We start from the raw sequence: 21,209 nt of genomic DNA on the forward strand, positions 1-21,209 counted from the left end.
ACTTAGAGTCATTTGCCAGTTTTCTGTCTTATACTCTGTGCAGTACAGGATGAGAAATATGGCGTTTTTTTGCATTAAGGAGCGTTCTGATGATTAAGCGTTTTGTAGCCGTGGCGTTGACCGGCTTAACTCTGGCAGGTTGTGCCAACGACAGCACCCTTTCCGGTGACGTTTACAGCGCCAGCGAAGCTAAACAAGTACAAAGTGTTTCCTATGGCACGCTGGTTTCGGTGCGTCCGGTGAAAATCCAGGGCGGCGATGAAAACAACGTGATTGGCGCAATTGGTGGTGCGGTGCTGGGTGGTTTCCTCGGTAACACCATTGGCGGCGGCAGCGGTCGCAGTCTGGCAACCGCAGGCGGTGCGGTACTCGGTGGCGTAGCCGGTCAGGGCGTTCAGGGTGCGGTCAACAAATCTGACGGTGTCGAGCTGGAAATCCGCAAGGATGATGGCAACACCATCATGGTGGTGCAGAAGCAAGCTGCCACCCGTTACTCGGTTGGCCAGCGCGTCGTGATGGCGTCAAACGGCAGCCAGGTTACCGTTTCGCCACGTTAAGCGAATAGATAAAAAAAACCGACGCCTGGCGTCGGTTTTTTTATTTCTCGCGGTTGTGAAACTCGAGAATGTTTTTTTCCAGCCGCGCAATCAGCGTCACCATCTGATTGATCTCTTCCAGGCTGATGCCGGAAAGAATGTCATCGCGCGTGGCATCAATCACATTTTCAACCTGCTCGATGATCGGCTCAGCTTGCTTGGTCAGCTTGATGCGCTTGGCACGGCGATCGTTGGCGCAGGTCGCGCGGGTGATCAATCCCTTCTCTTCCAGCTGATCCAGCGTGCGAACCAGTGAAGGCTGCTCAATGCCGATGGCTTTTGCCAGCTGAATCTGAGACTGCTCTGGCGGAAGTTGATGAATGTTGTGTAACGTCACCCAGTGTGTTTGTGTCAACTCGAGCGGTTTTAAACGCTGATCGATTAACGCGCGCCAAATGCGCACCAGGCGAGACAGATCGGTTCCCAAGGGCGTATCCATTGCATCTCCTTATAATTAGCTTGCTAGCTATTAAGCCAGATTTTACACTATTCTGCGAGTTTACCTGGCAAATTACAAATACCAGGCCTGCATATACGCTTGCCGTCTACGCTCTATTTAGATGATTCCCGGTCAAAAAGGATGATGACACGTGTCCCTAACCGCTTTTTCCTCCAGCGCCCCGCTTACCGACCTGGTGTTCGGTGCGTCGCTGTTTTTCCCGCCGCTGTTTAAAGCGGTGTTACTCGGTTTCTTTTTCTGGCTGTTGATTCACCCGCTGATACGCGGCTGGATCTACTCCGGCGATGTGTGGCATCCCACCTTAATGGACCTTTCCCTATTTGTACTGTGCGTTGCTGGCGCATTGTGGTTACTGAGCCTCGGATAAATCACTATGAAATTCAACCCTTTTAAGTATTTTTCAACCCTAGTGATCTTTGCGCTGGCCCTGCTTGCCGGATGGTGGATGTGGAATTACTACATGCAATCGCCGTGGACGCGTGATGGCAAAGTCCGCGCCGAGCTGGTGGATATCACGCCGGAAGTGTCCGGGCGCATCATCGCCCTGGAGGTGCGTGACAATCAGTTCGTGCATAAAGGTGATGTGCTGCTCAAGCTCGATCCGGTGCCGTGGCAAATCGCACAGGCCAATGCCGAAGCGCAGTTAGCCAAAGCGCAGGCCGACCTGGCGAAGGCGCAGCATGAAGCCAATCGCCGAGCCAGCCTGCCGCGCAACGTCATTTCAGCGGAAGATATGGACGCCGCACGCTTAACCGCCAATGCCGCCGCATCAACGGCGAAAGCCGCGCAGGCCAGCCTCGATCAGGCGCGCTGGAACCTCGATCAAACTACAATTACCGCGCCCACCGATGGCTGGATCAGCAATCTGACGCTTCGTACCGGCAACTATGCCAGCGCCGGTACGCCGCTGTTTGCGCTGGTCGATAGCCACTCTTACTACGTGATGGGCTATTTCGAAGAGACCAAGCTGCGCCATATTCAACCCGGCGCTGCGGCGCAGATTGTGTTGTACAGCAACGGTGCGCGTTTGCAGGGCAAAGTCGAGAGTATTGGACGCGCCATTTATGACCAAAGCGTCGCCAGCGATGGCGGTTTGGTGCCGGATATCAAGCCTAACGTGCCCTGGGTGCGTCTGGCGCAGCGCGTGCCGGTGCGCATTCGCTTAGATGCGTTGCCGGAAGGCGTGCCGCTGGTGGCAGGCACCACCTGCACCATCTCGATCGCGCACTGAGGTTGTGATGAATTTTCAGTGGCTGGCCTGGCAAAATCTGCCGTGGATAAAAGCAAGCTGGGGCGAGTGGCGCTACGCGCTGCGTAATGGCATTGCGATGTGTCTCGCCTTGACCATCGCTTATGCGCTGCAACTCGATGAACCATACTGGGCCATGACATCGGCGGCGGTGGTGAGTTTTCCCACCGTCGGCGGTGCCATCAGTAAAAGTCTGGGGCGTATCGTTGGCAGTTTGCTCGGTGCCAGCGCCGCGCTGCTGATTGCCGGACACACGCTAAACGAGCCCTGGCTGTTTGCCTTTTTCATGGCCGGTTGGCTGGCGTTCTGCACGTGGATCGCCAATCACTACCAAAACAACGTGGCCTACGCGTTTTCGCTGGCGGGATATACCGCCGCCATCATTGCCTTTAGCAGCGTCAATATCACCGATGTCACTCAGCTGTGGGATATCGCCCAGGCGCGCGTGTGCGAAGTGATCTCCGGTATTCTTTGCGCCGGATTGATGATGATGATTCTGCCCAGCACCTCGGATGGCAATGCACTGATGAGTTCACTGCGTCAGATGCACGCGCGTTTGCTGGATCATGCGGTGTTATTACTGCAGCAAGGCAGCACCGATAACGTGCGCACCGCTCATGAGAATGTCATCAGCCAGATTCTTACCATGAACCTGCTGCGCATTCAGGCGTTCTGGAGCCACTATCGCTTCCGCCGTCAGAACAACGTGCTGAACTATGTGCTGCATCAGCAGCTGCGTCTGACCAGCGTGCTCTCCAGTCTGCGCCGCATGTTGCTGAACTGGCCCGATGCACCGCCCGAACTTTACGATGCCATGGCAAAACTGCTTCACGAATTGGCGCAGCCGCACTGCGACAAATACCGTTTGGCGCTGATTTTGCGTGGCATCACGCCATCAGCAACCGGTGATTACCGCCAACGCGCCTTTGTCCAGCGACTGCGCTATTTCTGCTGGGTCTATCTCAACGTCAATCGCTGGATTCGCCTGATTGAACGCGCCGATGCCGATACCCGATTTCAGCCACCGTATGCGCCGTCGCTGGCGCGCGAAAGCGACAGCGCAGAAGCCGGCTGGAGCGCCCTGCGCACTTTTAGCGTCATTATGCTGGGCTGCGCCTTTTGGATCACTACGCAATGGGATTCCGGTGCCGCCGCCCTGACGCTCACCGCCATCGCGTGCGTGCTTTACTCTTCCGCGCCTTCGCCGAGCGGCAGCGTCTCGCTGTTACTCAAAACCTTGCTGTGGCTGTCGCTGTTTAGTTTTGTGCTGCAGTTTGGTTTGATGGTGCAAATCAGCGCGCTGTGGCAGTTTTTGCTGGTGCTGTTTCCGCTGCTGCTCACCTTGCAGTTGTTTAAACTGCAGCAGAAGAAACGTGCGGGAATGTGGGGTCAATTTATTGTTTTTATGGGATCCTTTATCGCCGTCACCAATCCGCCGGATTGGGATTATCAAAGCTTCCTCAATGACAATATCGCCAAGGTGTGCGGCGTACTGCTGGCGTGGCTGGCGTTTCAGGTGCTGCGTCCCAGTTCCGATGCGCGCCGTAGTCGTCGGCATATTCGCGCCCTGCGCCATGCGTTTCTCGATCAGCTACGCCGACAGCCGCGTCTGAGCGAAAGCCACTTTGAATCGCAAATTTATCATCATATTAGTCAGCTCAGTAACAGCCGTGACGAGCAGGCGCGTGTTTGGCTGCTGCGCTGGGGCGTGGTGCTACTCAACTGTTCCCACATTGTCTGGCAGCTGCGCGAATGGCAGCCAACTTCGGCTACGCTCGGGCAAATGCGCGACAGCAGCCTGCAGGATCTGCAACGGATTATGAGTCTGCGCGGCGTGCATCACACTGCGTTGCAGGCCACGCTGGATGAGTTGGAAACCATGATTGAGCAACTGCAGCAGCAAGCAGAGAGCGAAGCAAATACGCTGGCGGGTATTTTGTGGCGCCTGCGCTGCTCTCTCGCCCAGTTAGCGCAGGCGGTGCCGGATTAATCACTGACAATATTGCGTGGTCTGGCGATTAAAATCGTCCTGCAACTGCTGCAGCGATTTCTGTCCTTCGAAGCGGGTTTTGTCCTGATCGGTCATCGGTTCAATCACCAGCGCCTTCTCTTCTGAAGAGTAGATAAAACGTCGATACAAGGTGGTGCCGGTGAAACTTTTACCCTGAATGCCACCGCATACCACCGTCATCGCATGATGATAGGTTTCGCTGTGGGTGAAGTTAGTTTCGGTGGCGCTGCGCAGAACATTTTCGCAGCCTTTGGCTTCCAGACGATGGAGGGTGTGCTGTGTCAGCCATTCACGCCCACGCGCAATCTTTTCACACTCAACACGCAGCGGGTTGGTATCGATGGTGCGTTGCAGTTGTCGACTGGCATCTAAACGCAGCTGTGTGTCGTTGGGTTGATCGCATCCCACCAGCAATAAACATAACAACATCATCCCACGCGCTTTCATTCCTGCCCCTGAAGGTTTTATTCCTGAATCAATATCATAGGACGGAAAAACCGCTGAGAGTAGCAAGAAAATGGGTCAATTTTTTTCAGAGTAAGAAGATCAGGGCGACAAGCTGCTGCCGCCCAGGAGGTTAAATTACACCGCAGGCAAAACGCGCCCCGCCGCCGCCAAGCGGTTGTGGATGGTCGGCATGATTATCGCCACCCACATGCACCATCAAAGCTTTACCTTTGATTTCACTCAGGGATTTGATGCGTGGCGCAACCACCGGATAATTCGCCTTGCCATCTTCGGTTACAAACAGCGCGGGCAAGTCGCCAAGGTGACCATCGGCGTACGGGCCAAGATGCTTGCCGGTTTTTTGCGGGTCGAGATGTCCGCCCGCCGCACCGGCCGCCACCGTTTTACCGTCCGATTCGCCCGGTTCACAGCTGCCTTTGGCATGCACGTGGAAACCATGAACGCCCGGCTTTAGGCCGCTTAACGCTGGCGTAAATTGCACACCGTACGGCGTTTCGCTGATAGTGACTTTGCCAATTGCCGTTCCGATGCCCTGCGCGGTGGTTTCGTGCAGCGTGACTTCTTCTGACGCCGCCTGCGCGCCTGCGGCGCAGGCCAGAGCCAGCATAACAATGAGGGTTTTCTTCATAACGTCTCCTTACGGTTAGATTCTCTGTAAGCCTGGACTGCTTTCATCCAGGCTGCCGTAATTTGACGCAGCTTTACGCTTTAGGGCACATCGTAGCCAATGGCGGCTTTGCGGATGCGGAACCATTGCTGGCGATCGAGGGTTAACTGGCAGGCGCCAACCGCTTCTTTCACACGTTCAATTTTGCCTGATCCAATAATCGGCAGCGGATGGCTTGGCAGCTTCATCACCCATGCATACACCACTTGCTCGATATTGCTGGCGCCAATCTCCTGCTTCACCTGCTCCAGCTCATCGCGCAACGGCTGATAGTGTGGATCGTTAAACACGCGACCGCCGCCGAGGCAGGACCACGCCATTGGGCGGATACGGTTCTGCTGGCACTGATCGAGCGAGCCATCCAGCAGCGACGTTTGCTCCAGCGGGGAGATTTCCAGTTGATTAGTGACCAGACTAAATGGCAAACGCGATTGCAGCAGCGTGAACTGAGACGCAGTGAAGTTAGAGACGCCAAAATGGCGCACTTTGCCGCTCTGATGCAACGCCGTAAAGGCTTCGGCAATTTCATCCGCGTCCATCAACGGGTCCGGACGATGAATTAGCAGCAAATCGAGGTAATCGGTATTGAAATGGCGCAGCGAATTTTCGGCGCTGTGCAGAATGTGGCTGGCTTCGGTGATGTAGTGACCAATGCGGTGTTCGGGTTTGGCGCGCGTCGCAATGCCGCATTTAGTGACGATTTGCAGCTTTTCACGCAAACCCGGTGCCAGGCGCAGTGCTTCACCAAAGGCGGCTTCACACTGGTAATCGCCGTAGATATCAGCGTGATCGACAGTGGTGATGCCCAGCGCTAAATGGTGCTCAATAAACTGCACCACTTGCTGCGGCGTCATGCCCCACTCCATTAAACGCCAGTAACCGGCAATCAGCGGTGAAAAGGACGGTCCCTGCGGTGCAATAGCCTGCGGTTGTAACATGGTTAAACTCCCCTAAACACGATTCCAGATAACGAAAGCGGGAGTATAACGGAAAGGCAAATCGTCGTTTTCTTAAAACAGTTCCGGTTGTTGTGGATCATGATCTTCATCGACTTTTTGCTGGCGCTGCAGGCGCAAAAAGCGTTGCCGGCACAAGCGCAGCACATCGCGCTTTTGCGCATCGCTGAATTTCATCCAGTTAAAGCGCTCTTCCCGGCTGCGTAAACAGCCACGACAATAGCCACGTGCGTCACTCTGGCAAATGCCACGACACGGGCTGGGAACGGGGAAGAACTCTAGTTGCTCGGCCACATTCACTCCGCAATTAACATCTCAAATCACATTGATAACAGCTTAATGACATTGTGCAAAGAGTATACGGGCATTGCGCATAATCAAGCCATCGCGGCATTTCGTTACGCCTGTTTACCAAAAAGCCAGCATTTAAAGGATTTGGATTGCTTATGTTTAATCTTCGTTAAGGTTTTCCTCATCTTGTCTTCATACGATTGTCACATTACTTCTTACCGTTGAGTTTTCATGAGATTCCCGATCACCTTTCAGTGCGGCACCAACGGATTTAATCTTATTGCCGCCCTGTTTTTCGCATTAGTCTTGAATGCCCTTTTCTTGCTGCGCGCCTGGGAAATGATCCCTTACGATCACGTCCACGATTATCTGTTCGCCGCCAGTATTCCGCTGGTGCTCGCCTCGGCTTTCTATTTTCTCTTCTCGCTAGCCGCCTGGCCTTATCTGCGCAAACCGTTGCTAATTGCGCTGGTATTAGTTAGCGCCGCCGCCAATTACTTCATGCACAGTTTTGGCACGGTGATCGACACCAATATGATTCAAAACGTCTTTGAATCCGACCCGCAGGAAGCCGGTGCGCTGATCAGCAGTCGCTATCTACTCTGGATGCTGTTGATGGGAATGGTGCCGGTTGTGCTGATTTGCGGCGTGCGCATCAATAATGGCACGCGCTGGTGGTGGAATCTGCTGCAACGTCTGACGGGCGCACTGGGGGCAATATTAATCATATTGCTGATGGCGGCGCTGTTTTACAAAGATTACGCCTCGCTGATTCGCAACAATAAAAACCTGATCAAGATGATTACTCCGGCCAACGTGGTCAGCGGTACTGGCCACTATGTCGATCAACGTTATCTGCAAGGTAGTCAGGAGTTGGTAAAGATTGGCGAGGATGCCCACAAAGGCCCATTAATCTCCGCAGCAACCAAGAAAACGCTGGTGGTGTTAGTGGTGGGTGAAACGGCGCGTGCCGAGAATTTTTCGCTGGGTGGCTACGCGCGTGACACCAATCCGGAGCTGAAAAAACAGCAGGTCATTTACTATCCCAACGCCATTTCCTGTGGCACAGAAACCGCTATATCGGTGCCCTGCATGTTCTCCAATATGCCACGCGTGCATTACGACGCGAATCTGGCGCACCATCAGGAAGGCGTGCTTGATATCCTGGCGCATGCCGGCGTGAGCGTGCTGTGGCGCGAGAACGATGGTGGTTGCAAAGGCACCTGCGACCGCGTGCCGCACACCGATATGACGCAGTGGAAACTGCCGCAATATTGTCACGATGGGTTTTGCCAGGATGATGTGTTGCTGCATCGTCTTGATAACTATGTTGATAGCCTACACAACGACGGCATTATTGTACTGCATCAAATGGGCAGCCACGGTCCAGCCTATTATCAGCGTTATCCGGCTGAGTTCCGCCGTTTTACGCCCACCTGCGACAGCAAACAGATTCAGGATTGCGATCATCAGGCATTGGTAAATACCTACGATAACTCGCTGCTGTATACCGACGCCATGCTGAGCCGCACCATCGATAAGCTCAAAGGCCTGAGCGATCGCTTCAATGTGGCGCTGGTTTATCTCTCCGATCACGGCGAATCGCTTGGCGAGCGCGGGATGTATCTGCACGGTGCGCCTTATATGTTTGCGCCCTCGCAGCAAACACACATTCCTCTGCTGATGTGGATGTCACCGGGATACGCGGCGGCGAATCACATCAATGAAGCCTGTTTGCGCCAGCAAGCTGCCGATGCAAAGGTGTCGCAAGATAATCTTTTCCATACGATTTTAGGCATGTTCAACATCCAGACGCAGCAGTATCAACCGCAGTTGGATATGAACAGATCGTGCCAAACCGCCACCTGAGGGTTGCGCTAGACTGACTGGTCTAATAACCTGCGCCACATGAACAAGACTCTGCAACGCAACGATACTCGTGAACATCTGCTCGCTATTGGCGAGCAGGTTTGTTTACAGCGCGGCTTTACCGGCATGGGTTTGATCGAGATGCTGGCGCTGGCGGAAGTCACTAAAGGCTCGTTCTACCACTATTTCGGTTCGAAAGAGGCCTTTGGCGTGGCGCTGATTGAGCGCTACTTCGCCCACTTCCAGCAACAGATCGATCAGCAGCTGAATCAGCCCGGTTTACCGCCGAGCGAACGCCTGTTAGCGCATTTCCGCTACGGCGAAAGGCTGTTTATCGAGCAAGGTCATATTGTTGGCTGCCTTGGCGTGAAATTGTCAGCCGAAGTGTGCGATCTCTCCGAACCCATGCGTGATGCCCTGCAGCAAGGCGCCAATGCCATCATCGCTGCCTACACGCGCTGTTTGACTGAGGTGGCCGCTGAGCAGCCGCTGCCGTTTGGGCAAACACCGCAGCAGCTGGCGCAGCGCTGCTACTTGTTGTGGCTCGGAGCCAGTTTGCAGAGCAAGATTTCCCGAGAGCCGGGTCCGATTAGTCTGGCGCTCGAAACCATCGAACAGTGGCTGATAAGTCACTGATTTTTAAAAATCGTCGTTACTAGACGACCGGTCTTCCTGGAGCAATCAATATGGCGAGTAAGCAGCTGTTCTCCCCACTCAAAGTGGGCGCGATTACCGTACCGAACCGCATTTTTATGGCCCCGTTGACGCGCCTGCGCAGCATTGAGCCGGGCGATATTCCGACGCCGCTGATGGCTGAGTATTATCAGCAGCGCGCCAGTGCCGGTTTGATCATCACCGAAGCCACCCAGATCTCTTTCCAGGCGAAAGGCTATGCCGGTGCGCCAGGTCTGCACACACAGCAGCAAATTGCCGCGTGGAAAATGATTAACGAAGGCATTCATGCCGCTAAAGGTCACAGCGCCGTGCAGCTGTGGCACACCGGCCGCATTTCTCATAATAGCGTGCAGCCAGAAGGCAAAGCGCCGGTCGCACCGACCGCGCTGGCGGCAGGTACACGTACTTCCCTGCGCGCTGCGGATGGTTCGGTCTACCGTGAAGACACCTCAGTGCCGCGCGAGCTGTCAGTGGCTGAAATTCAGCAAATCGTCAAAGATTTTGGTCAGGCCGCCGCCAATGCGCGCGAAGCCGACTTCGACCTGCTGGAGCTGCACTCAGCGCACGGTTATCTGATGCATCAGTTCCTCGCACCCGGCTCAAATCAGCGTAGCGATGAGTATGGCGGTTCGATTGAGAAACGTGGTCGTTTCGCGCTGGAAGTGGTGGATGCGGCGATTGCTAACTGGTCTGCCGATCGTATTGGTATCCGCGTTTCGCCAATCGGTGCCTTCCAGAATCTGGAAAATGGCCCGGAAGAAGAGAAAGCAGCGTTGTGGTACATCGCCGAGTTGGGCAAGCGCGGCATCGCCTATCTGCACCTTTCTGAGCCAGACTGGGCAGGCGGACAGCCATACAGCGATGCATTCCGTGAGAAAGTGCGTGCGCTGTTCCCAGGCGTGATTATCGGTGCCGGTGCCTACACCGTTGAGAAAGCGGATGATCTGATTGCGCGCGGCCTGATTGACGCGGTGGCGTTTGGTCGCGACTTTATCGCTAACCCGGATTTGGTTGCCCGTCTGCAGCAGGATGCACCACTTAATCCGCAGCGTCCTGAGAGCTTCTACGGCGGCGGCGCGGAAGGCTATACCGATTATCCAACCCTGTAAGAAAATGGCTGCCGCGTTGGATAGGCGGCAGCGTTGTTTCATCAGTGTGTATACTAAGTTGTCTTGTCATTCACTGATGACGTTTTAAAAAAGAGGATGTTATGCGTTTACTTCACACCATGTTACGCGTTGGCGATTTGCAACGTTCTATCGATTTCTACACCCGCGTGCTCGGCATGCGCGTGCTGCGTCAGAGCGAAAACACCGAGTACAAATACACGCTGGCATTCGTTGGCTACACCGAAGAGAGCGAAGGCGCGGTGATTGAGCTGACTTACAACTGGGGCGTGGATAAATACGATCTCGGCAACGCTTATGGCCACATCGCGCTGGGCGTGGACAACGTGGCTGACACCTGCGAACGCATTCGCAGCGCGGGCGGCAACGTGACGCGTGAAGCGGGCCCGGTAAAAGGCGGTTCTACCATTATTGCGTTTGTTGAAGATCCAGACGGCTACAAGATCGAACTGATTGAAAACAAACATGCCGGTCACGGCTTAGGCAACTAAGGTTGCTGGTCAGCCTGCTAATTGCAGGCTGACTTCCCTCTCCTGCTGCACCCTCCTGCGATTTTTGCCATAATGCGCGCTGCCCTATTTATTGCCATGAGATCCTGATGTCTGAATCGAACGCTTTAAACGCTCTCCACCAACGCTTCCGCGGTTTTTATCCTGTTGTAATCGACGTTGAAACCGCAGGTTTCAATGCACAAACTGATGCACTGCTGGAAATTGCAGCCACAACGCTGAAAATGGATGAAGACGGCTGGTTGCACCGCGATGAAACGCTGCACTTCCATGTGGAACCGTTTGAAGGCGCCATTCTGAATCCTGCGGCGCTGGCGTTTACCGGCATCGATCCCACTAATCCGCTGCGCGGTGCGGTAAGCGAATATGAAGCGCTGCATGCGATTTTTAAAATGGTGCGCAAAGGCACCAAAGATAGCGGCTGCAATCGCGCCATTATCGTGGCGCACAATGCCACTTTCGATCTCAACTTCGTGATGGCGGCCGCAGAGCGCGCCAGCCTGAAGCGCAATCCGTTCCACCCTTTTGCCACCTTTGATACCGCAGCGTTAAGCGGCTTAGTGCTGGGGCAAACCGTGTTGGCGAAAGCCTGTAAAGCGGCGGGAATGGAGTTTGATAGTACGCAAGCGCATTCAGCGCTGTATGACACCGAGCAAACCGCGACGCTGTTTTGTGAGTTGGTGAACCGCTGGAAACGCCTTGGCGGCTGGCCGCTGGCTTTCAGTGAAGAATCCGCAGACGACGCGTCTGCCGAGTAAGCTAAGAAAAGGCCGACATTTGTCGGCCTTCTGCATTATTCCGCTTCTTTATACTTCTCAGCGGTTTCTTTCAGCAGTGGCTGAAGTTCACCGCGCTGGAACATCTCAACGATGATGTCGCAGCCGCCGACCAGTTCACCATCGACCCACAGCTGCGGGAAGGTTGGCCAGTTAGCGTATTTTGGCATTTCAGCGCGAATGTCCGGGTTCTGCAGAATGTCCACGTATGCGAAACGCTCGCCACACGCAGAAAGCGCCTGCACGGCTTGCGCCGAGAAACCGCAGCTTGGCAGCTTTGGAGAACCCTTCATGTACAGCAGAATCGGATTTTCTGCGATCTGACGCTGAATTTTTTCAACAGTACTCATTATTGCCTTCCTTAATCTTCTACTTCGTGTTTGTTTATTGTAGCGATTTCGCTCCCGGACTGAAAACGGGATTTTGCGTTTGCACTGGCAAATCGCCATGTTTGTTAAGTTAACGCATGACAAATAACATTTTCATATCATTAATTGGCATTAATAAATTAATAATTAGCAATAGTTTCGCTGCGTTAACCAGCTGAAATAGCTCATTTTTGCTACAGAATCAATCTGGTAACATATTAATGGAAAAAGGCCTTACCTTTTGGAAAAAAAGTGGATTAGAATTGCCTCGGCGCTGATCGCTTGATCAGATTTCTCTCACTTTAACGCAGTCTGCTTTCATTCAGCCTGCTTAACCTGTAACCGGATTATGCGTCTACTAATTACGCTTTTCATACTGGCTTTCGCCCAACTGTTTTTTAATGTGGCTGCTGCATCTCCGCATGCGCCCGTTAATGCCAGTTCGCTTAAAGCAGAGAAAAAGAGCGCACGTGAAGACGAGCGCCGCAAACGACGCCCGGTGAAAACCACCACTAAAAAATCGCGCCTGACTGCTGTTCAAAAATTCAAACTCAAAAAACAGACCAAAACAGAAACCGCGCTGCACAAGACCACCAGCAAAAAATCCCCGCTGAAACTCTCTGCTAAGAAATACGGTCATCAACGTTTAGCGAAGAAAACACCTGAGATCGCCGTCGATGATGAAGCGTTAGCGCTGACCGGCATCAAAATGAGTAAGGCACACCGCCAGCGTTATCAAAAAGCGCGTGAAACAGCGATGACCAAATTAATGGGCCAACTCGGCAAACCTTATCAATGGGGCGGCACTTCGCCACACACCGGTTTCGACTGCAGCGGCTTAGTGTGGTACGCCTATAAAGATCTGGTGAAATTCAAATTCCCACGCACCGCCAATGAGATGTATCACCTGCGCGATGCGGCACCGATTAAGCGTGAAATGCTGGAGAAAGGTGATCTGGTGTTCTTCCGCATCAATAATCGCGGCACTGCCGATCATGTTGGCGTGTATCTCGGCAACGGGAAATTCATTCAGTCGCCGCGTACCGGCAAAGATATTCAGATTAGCGCATTGGGTGAGGATTACTGGCAGAAACACTATGTGGGCGCGCGTCGTATGATGACGCCAAAAACCATTCGCTAGTTGTTGCGCAACAATCATAAAAAAGCCGGATGCTGTTCTCAGCTCCGGCTTTTTTGTTAATGCATGATCGCGGTAAAGCTGAAGGCGATAATCATCAACAGTGCGCCAACGGTGGTCATTAGCGCCAGCTTCAGGTCGGTATTCATCATAACTCCTTAGTCACACAATTATTAGGGTTAAGGCGATTTTCGCACAGCAATGGGCAAAAATCTCGTGTTATCCGCGCCAGCTTGCTAGAATCGCCGCCTTTCGTTGCGCAACAGATTTTGCGCATGCTGTATTTTCAGCGTGATGAAGTGATTTTGCCTGCTAAAACACACCGTTTTGCCCGCTTTTTTGGGCTATAAAAGCATTAGCAGACGCAAACGTTTAACAATATACTTATCAGTAAGTTGCGATAAGCCCAGGAGTACCATTTTCATGGCAACAATTAAAGATGTCGCAAAACGCGCGGGTGTCTCAACCACCACGGTTTCGCATGTCATCAACAAAACGCGTTTCGTTGCGGAAGAGACGCGTAACGCCGTATGGGAAGCGATCAAAGAATTACACTACTCGCCCAGTGCCGTGGCGCGTAGTCTCAAAGTTAATCACACTAAAACCTTAGGTTTGCTGGCGACCTCCAGCGAAGCGCCCTATTTCGCTGAAATTATCGAAGCGGTGGAGAACCGTTGTTTCGAACGCGGCTACACGCTGATTCTCGGCAACGCGCATAACGATCTGCAAAAGCAACGTGCTTACCTGTCGATGATGGCGCAAAAGCGCGTCGATGGCTTGCTGGTGATGTGTTCTGAGTATCCAGACGATTTGCTGCAGATGCTGGAAGAGAACCGCAACATTCCCATGGTGGTGATGGATTGGGGTGCATCGCGCGGTGACTTCACCGATACCGTGCAGGACAATGCGTTTCAGGGCGGCTATCTCGCCGGGCGTTATCTGATTGAACGCGGTCATCGTGATATCGGTGCCATTCCCGGCCAGATGGAGCGCAACACCGGCGGCGGCCGTCATGCTGGCTTCCTGCAGGCAATGAACGAAGCGGGCATTACGGTGCGTCCGGAATGGGTGGTTCAGGGCGACTTTGAGCCTGAATCGGGCTATCAGGCGATGCAGCAGATTTTAAATCAGAAACAGCGCCCAACGGCGGTGTTCTGCGGTGGCGATATCATGGCGATGGGCGCGATTTGCGCTGCTGATGAGATGGGTTTGCGCGTACCGCAGGATATCTCGGTCATCGGCTACGATAATGTGCGCAACGCGCGCTATTTCACGCCAGCGCTGACCACCGTGCATCAGCCAAAAGCCGAACTGGGTGAAAAAGCGCTGGAAATGTTGCTGGATCGCATCACCAGCAAACGTGAAGATCCGCAAACCATCGAAGTCCAGCCAACGCTGATTGAACGTCGTTCGGTAGCGTACGGTCCGTTCCGCGACTATCGCCGCTAAGCCGACACTTCGCTGAGCCATTCGTGGTTCAGCGTTTCGGCATCTCCGAGATAAGCCAGTAACCACTCCAGCGCCGGTGACGCGCGCTGTTCTGACCAGCTGACGCAGCACGGACTGTCCGGAAAGGCTTGCGGCAGTGCCAGTTCGACCAGTTTATGGCTATCCAGCAGCGGACGTGCCAGATGGCCCGGCACCATTCCAACGCACAATCCTGCCAGCAAACAATCCATCCCGGTTTCCCACTCTGGCACCACCAGACGTCGCTGATTATCCAGCGTCCATGTCATACGGCGCGGCAACGCACGCGAGGTATCTTCCAGCACCAGCGATGGCCATGCCCGCAACGTTTCATCATCCAGCTCCGTGCTGTTTACCAGCGGATGATCGGGACTCACTACACAACGCCAGTTCAGTGCGCCCATATCCTGAAAGGCAAAACGTCCGCCCACCGGAATCGCCTGGGTTGCGCCAATCGCCACATCAACCCGGCCATCTGCCAACGCATCCCACACGCCGTTAAACACTTCGTAGCTGATAATCAGCTCCATATCGGGAAAGTGGCGATAGAAATCCTTCACTAACTGCCGCGTGCGCTGCGGTTTAACAATGCAGTCAACCGCGATACTTAGCTCCCCGCGCCAGCCATTTGCCAGTTGCTGACACTGTCGACGGGTTGCCAGCATTTTTTTGATAACAGATCGCCCTTCACGCACAAAATGCTCGCCCGCGGGTGTCATCACCACTTCGCGGTGCTGACGCTCAAACAGCGGCACTGCCAGCCAGGTTTCCAGCTGTCGTACGGTATAGCTGACGGCAGAAGGCACACGATGCAGCTCCTGCGCTGCCGCACTAAAACTCCCAGTGCGCGCCACCGCATCCACCACTTCAAGCGCATATTCTGACCACATAATTTTGCCTTCAAAAAATTTAACAGCACTATGCAAATATTAGCGTTTCACAAAGCGCGTTGCATCCTTTTACACTCCCCGGCGTTCAACCTGCCCAAAAGAGAATCAACATGTTGTCGTCTAAAGCATTTATGCCTTATCTCGCCGTGCTCAGCATGCTCGGCTTTCTTGCCACGGATATGTATTTACCTGCCTTTGGCGATATGCAGCGTGATTTCGCTAGCGCACCTGGCACCATTAGCGCCAGCCTGAGTCTGTTTCTCGGCGGTTTCGCCTGTGCCCAGGTATTTTGGGGGCCGCTGTCAGATCGTTACGGCCGTAAACCAATTTTGCTGGCCGGTTTAGCCATCTTCGCCCTTGGTTGTCTGGGGATGCTTTGGGTGACCGATGTCCGCCTGATGCTGGCGCTGCGTTTTGTGCAGGCGATTGGTGTGTGTGCTGCTGCCGTGAGCTGGCAGGCGTTAGTGGTGGATCACTATCCAAAAGCGAAAGCCAATAAAGTGTTTGCGACGATTATGCCGCTGGTTGCGCTGTCTCCGGCGCTGGCTCCGCTGCTCGGCGCCTGGCTTATCGGCCACTTCCACTGGCGCAGCATCTTTATCACGCTAACGTTGGTTGCCGTGGTGTTGCTGATCGGTACGCTGCAGTTAGCCTCGCCTAAGCGCGAGAAAGTTGCGGCAGGCAAACAACCTGGATGGTTGACCTTGCTGGGCACCCGCGTTTACAGCGGTAACGTCTTGATCTACTCGGCGTGTTCGGCGAGCTTTTTCGCCTGGCTGACGGGATCACCTTTCATTCTCGCCGCTGCTGGCCTGACGCCGGGCGATATTGGCCTGAGCTATATTCCGCAGACCATTGCGTTTCTGATTGGCGGCTTTGGCTGCCGCACGCTGTTAAATCGTTATCAGGGCGCGCAACTGCTGCCGTGGTTGCTGGTGTTGTATAGCCTGAGCATCCTGAGTCTGTTTGTCATCGCCCTGATGCCTTCCGCGCCGCTGTTTGTGCTGTTGATGCCCTTCTGCGGCATGGCGCTGGCCAATGGTGCGATCTATCCGATTGTGGTTGCCAGCGCATTAGCGCCCTTCCCGCACGCCACCGGTAAAGCCGCAGGATTACAGAACTTATTCCAGTTAGGATTATGCTTTGTTGCCAGCCTGCTGGTCTCCGCCGGTCTTGAGCAGGCGCTGTTCAACACCACGTTAGTGATGGTCGCCACCGTGGTACTGGCGTGGGCGGGCTTTGTCTGCCAGCGATCGCTAAACGCACAAAGTGATATTGCCCACACTTCCCGTCCCTGCGAAGATAATCTCTAAGCCAACGATTTTCGTTAGCAAACTAACGATAACCCGTTGAATATTGACCCACGTGAGCATATACTCTGTGGGTCAGTAATTCTGTATTAAATCAATAATATAAATGTAATACCTTTAGCGACACTGTCGCGGGATGGCGTCTGCACATTATCCGGTGCGGCGACCCACTTTTCTGCTCAAATTCATACCTCTGTACTACGTCGTACAACGTCGTACAACGTCGTACAACGTCGGATTTCTGGCGCACGGATTTTCCGTGAGTTCTCTCACAGGTCTTGGGAAATTGGCTATTCTTTTTCTCAGGTTCAGATCGGAAGGTGATGGAGAAGCTATGAGTTCATCTGTTATAGAAGAAGTGAGCCTTGAAGAAAACCATTGGTATCGGATCGTCAATGAACTGCTAGAGCGGGCTGATATTGCAGTTAATGGCACTCGTCCCTGGGATATTCAGGTAAAGCATCCAGATTTTTTTAAACGCGTTCTCGAGGAAGGATCGCTCGGATTAGGTGAAAGTTACATGGATGGTTGGTGGGAGTGCGAACAGCTCGATATGTTCTTCCATCGCGTTTTAAAACATCATCTGGATAAACAATTACCCCGGCATTTTAAAGATACGTTGCGCATCGCCGCCGCGCGTCTCACTAATTTGCAATCAAAAAAACGCGCCTGGATTGTGGGTAAAGAGCATTACGACCTTGGTAATGATCTATTCTCACTGATGCTTGATCCTTATATGCAATATTCCTGCGGCTACTGGAAAGATGCTGATACCCTGGAAAACGCGCAGCAAGCCAAACTGGATATGATTTGCCGCAAGTTGCAACTTGAACCGGGCATGACGCTGTTGGATATCGGTTGTGGCTGGGGCGGACTGGCAGAATACGCCGCGCGCCATTATGGCGTCACGGTGCATGGCGTGACTATTTCAGCTGAGCAACAAAAACTGGCACAACAACGCTGTGAAGGACTGGATGTGACTATATTACTTCAGGACTATCGCGACCTGAATAATCAATATGATCGCATCGTTTCTGTCGGTATGTTTGAACATGTCGGGCCGAAAAACTATGCCACTTATTTTGATGTTGCTGACCGCAACCTCAAACCAGACGGCATATTTTTGCTGCACACCATTGGCGCCCTCACCACAGATATGAATGTCGATCCGTGGATTGATAAATATATCTTCCCGAACGGTTGTTTGCCGTCAGTGCGTCAAATCGCTGACGCCAGTGAGCCACATTTCGTCATGGAAGATTGGCATAACTTTGGCGCAGATTACGATACGACGTTAATGGCATGGTATGAACGTTTTCAGGCGGCGTGGCCGCAGTTGGCTGAGAAATATGGCGAACGTTTTAAACGAATGTTCGACTATTATCTCAACGCCTGCGCCGGTGCGTTTCGTGCCCGTGATATTCAGCTGTGGCAGGTAGTATTCAGTCGTGGCAAGGATGGCGGTTTACGCGTTGCGCGTTAATAAGCTTTCAAATGAATCAAGGCGCCGCATGGCGCCTTTTTTAACGGTATTATTCTGCGCCAGCAATCTGCGCCAGTGCAGCGGCTTCACGCTGCGCTAATACGCGCTCAACCGTTTCCACAATGGCCTGCGTATGCGGATCAATCTCAATATTGACCTTATGACCAAACTTCTTCGCGCCTAAAGTGGTGCGCTCCAGCGTTTCCGGAATCAAATGCACACAGAATTTGCTTTTAGTCACGTCGCCAACGGTCAAACTAATTCCATCGATACCCACGAAACCTTTGTGCAGAATATATTTGATCTGCGTGGCGTCCTGTAATTTAAACCAGATTTCGCGGTTGTTTTCTGATTGGATGATTTTGCAGATTTCCGCCGTGGTCATAATATGGCCAGACATTAAATGACCGCCAATTTCATCACTGAACTTCGCTGCACGTTCAATATTCACCACATCACCCACCATTAATTCACCCAGGTTGGTAATGCGCAGTGTTTCTTTAATCAGATCGAAGCTGACCAGATCGCCGTTAATCTCGGTTACGGTCAGGCAGCAGCCGTTGTGTGCCACCGATGCGCCAAGCGCCAGTCCCGGTAACAGATCCTCCGGTAAGCGCACAATATGGGTTCGAAACAGATCTTTCTCTTCAATGCCGACAATTTCTGCCGTGCCTTGCACAATTCCAGTAAACATAATCTCAGCCTCTGCAAATTTTGCGTCAGTTTATCACAGCTTGTTGGCGGCAGCTTAATTTGGCGGAGTTCAAACTTTACACAAATTGCTAAACAAAATGCGATCAACGTTTGGCGGAAGCCAGCGCTGCCGCTACACTATGCCGCGCATTCTTTGGGGATTTAGCCCCGCTCTCTTCTTTAATTAAGCAGGTGTAACGTGCAGAAGTATTTTACAGAAGCGCGTCAATTGCTGGCCCTCGCGATCCCGGTCATCCTTGCTCAGGTGGCCCAGACGGCGATGGGATTTGTAGATACTGTTATGGCCGGTGCGGTAAGCGCCACGGATATGGCCGCCGTTGCTGTCGGCACCTCTATCTGGCTTCCCGCCATTCTGTTTGGTCATGGTCTTCTACTGGCTTTGACGCCTACCGTTGCGCAACTCAACGGTTCAGGACGACGCGAACGTATCGCGGAACAAGTGCGCCAGGGATACTGGATGGCAATTGCCGTTGCGCTACTGATTATGGTGGTGCTGTGGAATGCCGGTTATCTGATTAACACCATGCATGACATCGATCCTGAATTGGCCGCCAAAGCCGAAGGATACCTGCATGCGTTGCTGTGGGGCGCACCGGGATATCTGTTGTTCCAGGTGATGCGCAACCAGTGTGAAGGTTTGTCGAAAACCAAACCGGCGATGCTGCTCGGCTTTCTCGGACTGATGGTGAACATTCCGCTCAACTATGTCTTCATTTACGGGCATTTCGGTATGCCGGCCTTAGGCGGCGTCGGCTGCGGTGTGGCGACGGCATCGGTATATTGGGTGATGTTCCTGGTAATGCGCTTCTGGGTGAAACGCATGGCAAGCATGCGCGATATCCGCATGAAAACGCGCTGGTCCGCGCCGTCACGCGCAATCTTGTCACGCCTGTTCACGCTGGGTTTGCCAGTGGCGTTGGCGCTGTTCTTTGAGGTGACACTGTTTGCCGTGGTTGCGCTTCTAGTATCACCACTCGGCATCGTCAAAGTGGCCGGGCACCAGATTGCGCTCAACTTCAGTTCGTTGATGTTCGTGTTGCCGTTGTCGCTCGGCGTGGCCACCACCATTCGTGTTGGCTATCGACTCGGACAAGGTTCAGCCGAACAGGCGCGCGTTGCCGCGTGGACCGGGCAAGGCGTCGGCATCAGCATGGCGGCCATCACCGCGCTGTTTACCGTGATCTTCCGTCATGATATCGCCGCGCTTTATACCGCAAATCCTGAAGTCATTACCCTTGCGGCGCAACTGATGCTGCTGGCGGCAATCTATCAGTTCTCAGATTCGATTCAGGTGATTGGCAGCGGTATCTTGCGAGGATATAAAGACACGCGCTCGATCTTCTTCATTACTTTTATCGCGTATTGGGTGCTGGGTTTGCCGGTGGGTTATGTACTGGCGATGACGGATTGGGTATTGCCAAAACTCGGTCCCGCCGGTTTCTGGTGTGGCTTTATTATCGGCCTGACCTCCGCAGCAGTGATGATGATTTGGCGCATCCGTCGTTTGCAGCGCCTGCCTGCGCAAGTGATTTTGGCGCGCGCCGCGCGCTAAGTGGCTGGTAACGGCGAAAAAAACGACGCATAGCACAGTTGCTGGTCAGTCGTAGGGGAAAAACACTTTTTCCCCTTGCCAGCATCACAGCCTGCCGTTAATATTCGTCCCCGCTGTCGCCCTGACAGCGTGTTGCGCTCTTAGCTCAGTTGGTTAGAGCACCACCTTGACATGGTGGGGGTCGATGGTTCGAGTCCATTAGAGCGCACCAAGTGCGTCCGTAGCTCAGTTGGTTAGAGCACCACCTTGACATGGTGGGGGTCGGTGGTTCGAGTCCACTCGGACGCACCAATTATTGAATATTCTGCATGCGCTCTTAGCTCAGTTGGTTAGAGCACCACCTTGACATGGTGGGGGTCGATGGTTCGAGTCCATTAGAGCGCACCACTCTGGTTTTATCTCCTTGCGCAACACCTTTTTCTTGATCTGCATCGTCTTTATCACGCCGCTTTTATATTGGTTTTCGCATACTTAGCGACTATACTATGCCGCGTTGTTCCACCTGAAAGGTTTCAGCGCTAACGTGCCTATGCAAACAACTCCAATGATTTGCGCAACACTGATCACTCAGTTCCCTCGCGTACTGCATAACTTCTCTGCACGCTTTGCTTTCGTCTCCTATTCTTATTTCTG

23 protein-coding genes and 3 tRNA genes are annotated in these 21,209 nt (G+C 53.3%); 17 read left to right on the plus strand and 9 right to left on the minus strand.

Going from position 1 to position 21,209, the window contains the following annotated elements; all coding sequences use genetic code 11:
• Positions 1-89 precede the first annotated feature (89 nt).
• Positions 90-557, plus strand: a complete 468-nt coding sequence (gene slyB, locus FHW71_RS06240) for an outer membrane lipoprotein SlyB (RefSeq protein ID WP_008110282.1) — start codon at positions 90-92, stop codon at positions 555-557.
• 40 nt (positions 558-597) lie between these two features.
• Here the strand turns inward: slyB and slyA are convergent, their stop codons facing one another.
• On the minus strand, positions 598-1,035 hold the full coding sequence (slyA, locus tag FHW71_RS06245; protein ID WP_007892783.1) for a transcriptional regulator SlyA: 438 nt from the start codon (positions 1,033-1,035) through the stop codon (positions 598-600).
• A 151-nt stretch (positions 1,036-1,186) separates the two neighbouring features.
• On the opposite strand from slyA, the gene FHW71_RS06250 reads away from it, so the two are divergent.
• The 3 genes from FHW71_RS06250 to FHW71_RS06260 are packed head-to-tail and all read left to right on the plus strand — an operon-like array spanning position 1,187 to position 4,295.
• Positions 1,187-1,423 carry a DUF1656 domain-containing protein gene (locus tag FHW71_RS06250; protein ID WP_061716676.1) on the plus strand — a complete coding sequence of 79 codons (237 nt, stop codon included), beginning with the start codon at positions 1,187-1,189 and terminating at the stop codon, positions 1,421-1,423.
• 6 nt (positions 1,424-1,429) lie between these two features.
• Entirely contained in the window at positions 1,430-2,287 is an 858-nt protein-coding gene (locus FHW71_RS06255; RefSeq protein WP_179451104.1) for an HlyD family secretion protein, read from the plus strand.
• A 7-nt stretch (positions 2,288-2,294) separates the two neighbouring features.
• Positions 2,295-4,295 carry an FUSC family protein gene (locus FHW71_RS06260; RefSeq protein ID WP_179451106.1) on the plus strand — a complete coding sequence of 667 codons (2,001 nt, stop codon included), beginning with the start codon at positions 2,295-2,297 and terminating at the stop codon, positions 4,293-4,295.
• Here the strand turns inward: FHW71_RS06260 and FHW71_RS06265 are convergent, their stop codons facing one another.
• The 4 genes from FHW71_RS06265 to FHW71_RS06280 form a co-directional block, all read right to left on the minus strand.
• On the minus strand, positions 4,296-4,763 hold the full coding sequence (locus FHW71_RS06265; protein ID WP_179451108.1) for a hypothetical protein: 468 nt from the start codon (positions 4,761-4,763) through the stop codon (positions 4,296-4,298).
• 130 nt (positions 4,764-4,893) lie between these two features.
• Entirely contained in the window at positions 4,894-5,412 is a 519-nt protein-coding gene (gene sodC / locus FHW71_RS06270) for a superoxide dismutase family protein (RefSeq protein WP_179451110.1), read from the minus strand.
• Between the two features lie 80 nt (positions 5,413-5,492).
• Positions 5,493-6,389 carry an aldo/keto reductase family oxidoreductase gene (locus tag FHW71_RS06275; protein WP_179451112.1) on the minus strand — a complete coding sequence of 299 codons (897 nt, stop codon included), beginning with the start codon at positions 6,387-6,389 and terminating at the stop codon, positions 5,493-5,495.
• Between the two features lie 72 nt (positions 6,390-6,461).
• Positions 6,462-6,701, minus strand: a complete 240-nt coding sequence (locus tag FHW71_RS06280) for a DUF1289 domain-containing protein (protein WP_008110296.1) — start codon at positions 6,699-6,701, stop codon at positions 6,462-6,464.
• 228 nt (positions 6,702-6,929) lie between these two features.
• Here FHW71_RS06280 and eptA point away from each other — a divergent pair, with 228 nt between their 5' ends.
• The 5 genes from eptA to rnt all read left to right on the plus strand — a co-directional run bounded on the left by eptA (position 6,930) and on the right by rnt (position 11,636).
• Entirely contained in the window at positions 6,930-8,567 is a 1,638-nt protein-coding gene (eptA, locus tag FHW71_RS06285) for a phosphoethanolamine transferase EptA (RefSeq protein WP_179451114.1), read from the plus strand.
• A gap of 39 nt (positions 8,568-8,606) precedes the next feature.
• Positions 8,607-9,203, plus strand: a complete 597-nt coding sequence (locus FHW71_RS06290; RefSeq protein ID WP_179451116.1) for a TetR/AcrR family transcriptional regulator — start codon at positions 8,607-8,609, stop codon at positions 9,201-9,203.
• Between the two features lie 50 nt (positions 9,204-9,253).
• Positions 9,254-10,351 (plus strand): alkene reductase, encoded by a 1,098-nt coding sequence (locus FHW71_RS06295; RefSeq protein WP_008110301.1) that lies wholly within the window; start codon positions 9,254-9,256, stop codon positions 10,349-10,351.
• Between the two features lie 101 nt (positions 10,352-10,452).
• Positions 10,453-10,860: a lactoylglutathione lyase gene (gene gloA / locus FHW71_RS06300; RefSeq protein WP_007892766.1), complete on the plus strand. Its 408-nt coding sequence runs from the start codon at positions 10,453-10,455 to the stop codon at positions 10,858-10,860.
• A 107-nt stretch (positions 10,861-10,967) separates the two neighbouring features.
• Positions 10,968-11,636 carry a ribonuclease T gene (gene rnt / locus FHW71_RS06305; RefSeq protein WP_154152440.1) on the plus strand — a complete coding sequence of 223 codons (669 nt, stop codon included), beginning with the start codon at positions 10,968-10,970 and terminating at the stop codon, positions 11,634-11,636.
• A 35-nt stretch (positions 11,637-11,671) separates the two neighbouring features.
• Here the strand turns inward: rnt and FHW71_RS06310 are convergent, their stop codons facing one another.
• Complete coding sequence (locus tag FHW71_RS06310) at positions 11,672-12,007, minus strand: Grx4 family monothiol glutaredoxin (RefSeq protein WP_175501675.1); 336 nt, start codon at positions 12,005-12,007, stop codon at positions 11,672-11,674.
• Positions 12,008-12,371: 364 nt separating this feature from the next.
• On the opposite strand from FHW71_RS06310, the gene FHW71_RS06315 reads away from it, so the two are divergent.
• Positions 12,372-13,163: a C40 family peptidase gene (locus FHW71_RS06315; protein WP_061716685.1), complete on the plus strand. Its 792-nt coding sequence runs from the start codon at positions 12,372-12,374 to the stop codon at positions 13,161-13,163.
• Positions 13,164-13,219: 56 nt separating this feature from the next.
• Here FHW71_RS06315 and FHW71_RS06320 read toward each other — a convergent pair whose 3' ends face one another.
• Entirely contained in the window at positions 13,220-13,309 is a 90-nt protein-coding gene (locus FHW71_RS06320; RefSeq protein WP_007892756.1) for a YnhF family membrane protein, read from the minus strand.
• A gap of 274 nt (positions 13,310-13,583) precedes the next feature.
• On the opposite strand from FHW71_RS06320, the gene purR reads away from it, so the two are divergent.
• Positions 13,584-14,609: an HTH-type transcriptional repressor PurR gene (purR, locus tag FHW71_RS06325; RefSeq protein ID WP_008110309.1), complete on the plus strand. Its 1,026-nt coding sequence runs from the start codon at positions 13,584-13,586 to the stop codon at positions 14,607-14,609.
• Here purR and punR read toward each other — a convergent pair.
• Positions 14,606-15,517: a DNA-binding transcriptional activator PunR gene (gene punR / locus FHW71_RS06330; RefSeq protein WP_061716686.1), complete on the minus strand. Its 912-nt coding sequence runs from the start codon at positions 15,515-15,517 to the stop codon at positions 14,606-14,608. The genes purR and punR overlap by 4 nt on opposite strands.
• A gap of 110 nt (positions 15,518-15,627) precedes the next feature.
• On the opposite strand from punR, the gene punC reads away from it, so the two are divergent.
• Both punC and cfa read left to right on the plus strand, forming a co-directional pair.
• Positions 15,628-16,830: a purine nucleoside transporter PunC gene (punC, locus tag FHW71_RS06335; RefSeq protein WP_179451118.1), complete on the plus strand. Its 1,203-nt coding sequence runs from the start codon at positions 15,628-15,630 to the stop codon at positions 16,828-16,830.
• Positions 16,831-17,161: 331 nt separating this feature from the next.
• Entirely contained in the window at positions 17,162-18,310 is a 1,149-nt protein-coding gene (cfa, locus tag FHW71_RS06340) for a cyclopropane fatty acyl phospholipid synthase (protein ID WP_008110314.1), read from the plus strand.
• 49 nt (positions 18,311-18,359) lie between these two features.
• Here cfa and FHW71_RS06345 read toward each other — a convergent pair whose 3' ends face one another.
• Positions 18,360-19,004, minus strand: coding sequence for a riboflavin synthase subunit alpha (locus FHW71_RS06345; RefSeq protein WP_179451120.1), 645 nt, complete (start codon positions 19,002-19,004; stop codon positions 18,360-18,362).
• Between the two features lie 198 nt (positions 19,005-19,202).
• Between FHW71_RS06345 and FHW71_RS06350 the strand changes: the two genes are divergently transcribed.
• The 4 genes from FHW71_RS06350 (at position 19,203) to FHW71_RS06365 (ending at position 20,963) form a co-directional block, all read left to right on the plus strand.
• A complete protein-coding gene (locus FHW71_RS06350; RefSeq protein ID WP_179451122.1) occupies positions 19,203-20,576 on the plus strand; it encodes an MATE family efflux transporter in 1,374 nt (457 codons plus the stop codon).
• Between the two features lie 134 nt (positions 20,577-20,710).
• Positions 20,711-20,787, plus strand: a tRNA-Val gene (locus FHW71_RS06355).
• A 3-nt stretch (positions 20,788-20,790) separates the two neighbouring features.
• A tRNA-Val gene (locus FHW71_RS06360) sits at positions 20,791-20,867 on the plus strand.
• A gap of 19 nt (positions 20,868-20,886) precedes the next feature.
• Positions 20,887-20,963 (plus strand) — tRNA-Val (locus FHW71_RS06365).
• Positions 20,964-21,209: the final 246 nt, after the last annotated feature.

The sequence above is a fragment of the Enterobacter sp. Sphag1F genome (genome assembly GCF_014193275.1).
Taxonomy (GTDB): Bacteria; Pseudomonadota; Gammaproteobacteria; order Enterobacterales; family Enterobacteriaceae; genus Pantoea; species Pantoea symbiotica.